General features: G+C 35.0%; 3 protein-coding genes. All 3 read right to left on the bottom strand.

What is annotated here, in order from left to right:
• Positions 1–90 precede the first annotated feature (90 nt).
• Positions 91–255 (bottom strand): NRDE family protein, encoded by a 165-nt coding sequence (locus G561_RS15420; RefSeq protein WP_227674077.1) that lies wholly within the window; start codon positions 253–255, stop codon positions 91–93.
• Positions 256–520: 265 nt separating this feature from the next.
• Entirely contained in the window at positions 521–2083 is a 1563-nt protein-coding gene (locus G561_RS0113255) for an FtsK/SpoIIIE domain-containing protein (protein ID WP_028859961.1), read from the bottom strand.
• Positions 2084–2085: 2 nt separating this feature from the next.
• Positions 2086–3456: a hypothetical protein gene (locus G561_RS14795; RefSeq protein WP_051584570.1), complete on the bottom strand. Its 1371-nt coding sequence runs from the start codon at positions 3454–3456 to the stop codon at positions 2086–2088.
• Between the last annotated feature and the right edge of the window lie 140 nt (positions 3457–3596).

Consider the following 3596-nt stretch of genomic DNA (forward strand, 5'->3'; position numbering starts at 1 on the left):
ATTGTGTTGTCATGTTAGTGTCCACGATTATTTGTTCGTGGACACTATCTCGCATTTTTTAATAGAAAAAAAGATGGGATGGTCGGATGCTTACGTCTTATCTTTCGTTAAAGTCAAAACACTCTGAGTGCGAGTGCCATAATTTGGCATTTCAGGAGTATCAATACATATAGAGGAAAGCGCTTGCTCGAGCGCAGGAGGCATACCGGTATCGGGCAGCTGCTCATCAGGGGCTTGTAGCGATTTTATGCCCATGCACTCCAGAAAGAGCAATAAGCTCATCTTTAACACGATTGGCGTCTTGCTCTTTGGTTGAGGCGCGAAGATAAGCTCTAATAAACATAAACATTCAAATAGTCTGTTATAAGTGGTTCTATTATAGTGTTCTATTTTAGGTGGTTTATTGATATTTTATGAGGTGCTTTTAGGTAGTTTCCCTAGGGTATGCTTATACTGTACCACTGGGTAAACTTGAGCACCCATTGACCTTCATCACGACTTGATTGTTAAATCCATCTATTTAGATATTATAGCTATGGGCAAAGTAAGTATGCTCACCCACCCATTTAATCAAGTGATCCCCTTTACCAAGGAGGTTCTCAGCACCAATCTCATCTAATATAATAGTAGATTCAGTAGATTTCTGAACTTTCATAGCAATACGAGAAGGTATATTTGAGCGTAATGTACCCACTAAGGTTGCAGCGTCAGGTCTTTGTGTGCTAAGAATTAAGTGGATACCTGCAGCTCTAGCTTTTTGGGCTAATCTAGTCAGCAGAGCTTCAACATCTTTATTTACTGCTAATAAGTCAGCTAATTCATCAACTAAGACAATCCTATAAGGTAGCTTTTTATTCTCTCTCAATCTTATCCAATTATCTACCCCAAGCTCACTCATGAGATTATAGCGGTTTTCCATTTCAGCTACTGTTTCTTTTAAAAAGCTTAACATCTCTTTTGGGTTATCTATTATCTTTTTGCTATAAAGATTTTGCTCATTCTCAAACTGCTTATAATCGACTTTCTTAGGATCGAGAATAGCTACTTCGATTTTGCTATTGTCATCATTTAGAGTAAATAAGCTCTGTAAAATAGCTCGAGTTGTAACTGATTTTCCTGAACCTGTAGTTCCTGCAACTAATAAATGTGGAGCTGAAGTTAAATCATTAAATATTGCTTCACCGTCTTCACTAACACCAATACAGATTGGCAAGATAAAACTCTGATTATTATTAAACTTGCGGAGTGCACTTTCAAAATCATCCTTATTTAGGTTTATCCAATCAGAACTATCTCTTAAAACTTTTAGTTGATAGCTAAAAGACTTTCCGTAATTCTGAGATATAATTAGATTCGATGCACTAACTCCTAAAGCAGAGCAAAGAGCTGGATGCTTCTTAGATAGTTCAAGAAATTTTAGGAGTTCAATCTCGTAAATATCATAACGCACACCACGGGAAATAAAATTTATAAACTTAAATGGGATGTTGAGAGTTTCAAAAGCCTTTTCCAGCTCCTGGATATCTATCTTTTTACTATTTTCTGACACTACTTGAGAACTACTAGTTTTAACTTTTTGTGATGTGATATTCTTTGCTGCTAAGTTCGCTAACTCCTGTAAAAATAGTTGTCTAGCTTCTAAGTCTGATTCCTTAAATTGCTTGCATTTCTCCCAGTGTTCCCATAACTCAGTAGCACCCACATGCCATAATTGTTGTATATACTGATATAAATCATCTTTTGTTACAGGTTTATTGTGTAATCTAAACAGGCTCTCACTTAAAACTGCTAACCATAAGTATGAGTTATCTTGAAAACAAGTTTTAAAAGAAAGTATTTCATAACCCTTAGTACTTGGGGTCATTCTCAATTTTTCTTTATTTTCATTAAGACCTTTAGCAAAACAATAACCTATACACAGTGTCGCCCAATTATGATGATTTTCTAATTCTGGTAGTGCTCCTAAATGTTCTAGATCCTGACGTATTTCTCTGGCCTGTTGACTGGAGAATATTCGTTTATCTTCCATAAGACTTTGATATAGTTCGCTATTCCATAAACTATCATTATCAATTTGATACATTATTAATTCCTTAGCTCAAAATATTCATTTTCTTTAATTTCTGAACGTGCACCACCTGTTGACAAAGCTTTTGCACTTATCAAATATGTCTTATTTATATAAGGTTTTAACTTTTGGACTACATCAGGTGTGACTTCACTATTCTGTGATAACAAAATCACTTGTTGTTTTAAAGAAATCCAGTGGTCAAATATTCCTTCTCTATGTTCTATGTCTAACCGAGCCAAGGGCGTATCAATAACTAGAGGAACTACATAGTGAGTTACTTCAGCCATTGCAGAAATAAGAGACATCATTAAAATTTGAATTTGTCCTGCTGACAAATCTACATTCATTTGCTCATTATTACTTCCAAATAAAGACATTTGACCAGACTTATCAATATCAATTCTACTTATTCGATTTCCATGTGCGATTTTACGATTGATTTCGGTAGCTACATTAGCCACTTCAGCTGTTTTATTACTCATTAAACGTATGATTAATTCATCAATCATATCTTGTGTAGTTTTGGCTCTTTGCGCTTTTTGCTGTTTTGGATTGGAATCACTTATTTTCTGGGTTAATCTTTCAATTTCCTGTTCGATTGAATTTTTTGAACTTTTTTCACGGTCTAGATTACTTTGCGCTATTGACAAGCTTTGTACTGTTTTTTCAGTCTCATCTTGTACTTCTTTTAAACGTTCAATTCTTTCATCATTGCCATTTTCTTTAATATCATCAAGTTGTCGACGTAACTTATCTCGATTAACTCTACTCTGCTCCATTCTTAATATAAGTTCAGAAACTGATGACTCACTGACTCTACTATTTAAATTTTCATATTCTGCAACAATATTTGAATGTGCAGTTTGGGATAGATAGTTATGTGTTATTTCTTCAGCACATTTATCAGGTAAAGGATAATATAATAACTCCCAGCATTCTTGAACGGCTTCTTTCATCAATTCATCATTCAAAATTCCTTCAGCAGAGCGTCCTAAAACCTCTCTGACCTTATCGCTTTTAACAAACTGTTGCCAGAATATTTCGACTTTTCCTTCGACCTGCTCTTTGCCAGCTTCATGGTCCAGACGATTTTTCTCATACTCCAACTTTGTTATTAACTTATCAAGTTCTAAACGTGGCAAGAAAGATAAAGGCATAGCTTCTACAGCTGATTTAACTGAAAGTTGAAAAGAATTTAAATCATCTTGAACATGCTGTAATTTCGCTAAAATATCTTGACTAGATTGAATATCTGACCCAGAACCCAATATTCTCATTATCTGATCAGACTCGATTTGCAGTTTGTCTCTTTTAGTCTGACTACTTTCAACTTGCGCTTTATATTCATCAATTTTTATTTGGATAATTGCTAATCTGTTATCCAAATCAGTTAATTGAGCTTGTACTTTAGTTGGTGCAATTTCTCTAATATGAACCGCCCCGGGATTGTCGGAGACTCAATTTTCTGAGAGAATACGACAATGAAAACACGAAACTATACCCCTGAAATGAAAGAGCGAGCCGT

The sequence above is a fragment of the Psychrobacter phenylpyruvicus DSM 7000 = NBRC 102152 genome, from assembly GCF_000685805.1.
Lineage (GTDB): Bacteria > Pseudomonadota > Gammaproteobacteria > Pseudomonadales > Moraxellaceae > Psychrobacter > Psychrobacter phenylpyruvicus.

Bases quoted from the DNA above. Each gene is read 5' to 3' on its own strand.
- G561_RS0113255 (WP_028859961.1), bottom strand. From the start codon at position 2,083: ATGTATCAAATTGATAATGATAGTTTATGGAATAGCGAACTATATCAA.
- G561_RS15420 (WP_227674077.1), bottom strand. From the start codon at position 255: ATGGGCATAAAATCGCTACAAGCCCCTGATGAGCAGCTGCCCGATACC.